The sequence below is a fragment of the Microvirga sp. P4_G7 genome, assembly GCF_056401005.1.
The window spans coordinates 1-1,681 of record NZ_JBFUKD010000750.1 but is presented as its reverse complement, the minus strand read 5'-3'; the positions used below and the strand labels follow the sequence as shown (position 1 = coordinate 1,681).

The window sequence follows — 1,681 nt, the reverse complement described above, 5'->3', positions numbered from 1 at the left end:
TGGTGCTTGTAGGCACCCGCTCCGACGAAGAACGGCACGGACGACGCTGGAACGTTCTTCGTCGACATGCGCAGCAGCGTGCGCTCGACGTCGAGCTCGCCCTTGCGACGGGGCAAATCGAGCGGCTCTTTCAGAAGAACGTTTTTCGGCACGTCGGCAAAAAGATCGTCGACGGATTTGACGCCGATGCGGGCGAGCATTTCGCCGCGATCGGAATCGGAGAGAGGAAGATAGCGCATCAGCGGCAAACCTTATGCGTTTTGAAGCGAAGGAACGCCTGCGACCACGACATCCGTGAGAACGGAATTCGCGATGAAGCATTCCAGGTGTGAAAGGTGATGGAGTTCGGCAAGCTGCTCCGGCGTCGGGATCTTGTCGCCGGAGAATTCGATGGTCGGGTCAAGCGTCACCCTCGAGACGAACAGCTTGCCGTTTTCGTTTTTCGTCATCACGCCGACGGCGCGATCCTCSTAGCGGCTGATGGCGTAACGCTTCTTCGCGGCGATCGAGAGAAAGGTCAGCATGTGACAGCTTGCGATGGCCGCCACGAACGCTTCCTCGGGATCGACCGCATTCTCGCGCGAAAGCGGCAACGGCACGACGGACGGCGATGCCGACGCCGGGACTTCGATGCCGCCGTCGAAGAGCCACACATGGCCGCGACTATAGCGGTTCTCGACGAAGTTCGACCCGTCGAGGGTCCAACGGATTGTCGCGCTGTATTCGTGGGCCATAGGGCTGATCCGTTACGAGATCGACTTCAGGAATTCCTGGTACTGCTCTTCGCTCATCAGCGCGTCGAGCTCGCCAGGATTGGTCAGGCGGAGCTTGAGGAACCAGCCGCGGCCGGACGCATCCTCGTTGACCGTGCCGGGCGTGCCTTCGAGCTCGCTGTTCACTTCGAGTACTTCGCCCGACACCGGCGCATAGACTTCGCTCGCCGCTTTCACGCTTTCGACGACGGCTGCTTCGGCGCCCTTTGCCAGCGTCTTGCCGACGCTCGGCAGCTCCACATAGACGACGTCGCCGAGCTGCTCTTGCGCGTAATCGGAAATGCCGATGACGCCCATATCCCCTTCGACGCGGATGTATTCGTGATCCTTGGTGTAGCGCGTGGTCATTTGAGATCCCTCTTGATTATCAACGCTTGTAGCGATGCGGAGCAAATGGCATGGAAGCGACCTTCGCCGGAACCGGCTTGCCGCGAACCATCAGATGAAGGTCCGTTCCGATCGCCGAAACGTCCCGTGAAACGTAACCCATGGCAACCGGACCGTTGACGGTCGGGCCGAAGCCGCCCGACGTGACGATTCCGACTTCGCGGCCCTCAGGCGTGACGATCGTGGTGCCTTCGCGCGCCGGAGCGCGGCCCTCCGGCTTCAGCCCGACGCGGACCCGGCTGGCGCCGTCCTTGATCTCGCGCTGGATGCGCGCGGCTCCTGGGAAGCCCCCCTCTTCGCGGCGGCGTTTCTGGATCGACCAGATCAAGCCCCCCTCGATCGGCGACGTGGTGGTGTCGATGTCGTGCCCATAGAGGCACAGGCCCGCTTCCAGGCGCAGCGAATCGCGTGCGCCGAGGCCGATGGCTTTGACCTCGGGATCCTCGAGGAGCGAGCGCCAGAGCTTGGCGGCGTCTTCGGCCTTCACCGAAATCTCGAAGCCGTCCTCCCCGGTATAGCCC

Annotated in this window: 3 protein-coding genes and 1 pseudogene; all 4 read right to left on the bottom strand. The window is 62.4% G+C overall.

Annotated elements, in window-relative coordinates; genetic code table 11:
• A pseudogene (locus tag AC1DT3_RS20295) lies at positions 1-239 on the bottom strand (glycine dehydrogenase); the annotation flags it as partial.
• Positions 240-251: 12 nt separating this feature from the next.
• Entirely contained in the window at positions 252-734 is a 483-nt protein-coding gene (locus AC1DT3_RS20290; protein ID WP_477467012.1) for an OsmC family protein, read from the bottom strand.
• A 12-nt stretch (positions 735-746) separates the two neighbouring features.
• The gene (gene gcvH / locus AC1DT3_RS20285; RefSeq protein WP_477467011.1) at positions 747-1,121 is read right to left on the bottom strand and encodes a glycine cleavage system protein GcvH; all 375 of its coding nucleotides are present in this window, start codon (positions 1,119-1,121) and stop codon (positions 747-749) included.
• Positions 1,122-1,140: 19 nt separating this feature from the next.
• Positions 1,141-1,681 (bottom strand): glycine cleavage T C-terminal barrel domain-containing protein (locus tag AC1DT3_RS20280; RefSeq protein ID WP_477467010.1); only part of this gene is annotated, 541 nt, incomplete at its 5' end.

What these genes read in the sequence shown, in the direction of transcription:
- gcvH (WP_477467011.1), bottom strand. Translation starts at nt 1,121, where the DNA reads ATGACCACGCGCTACACCAAGGATCACGAATACATCCGCGTCGAAGGG.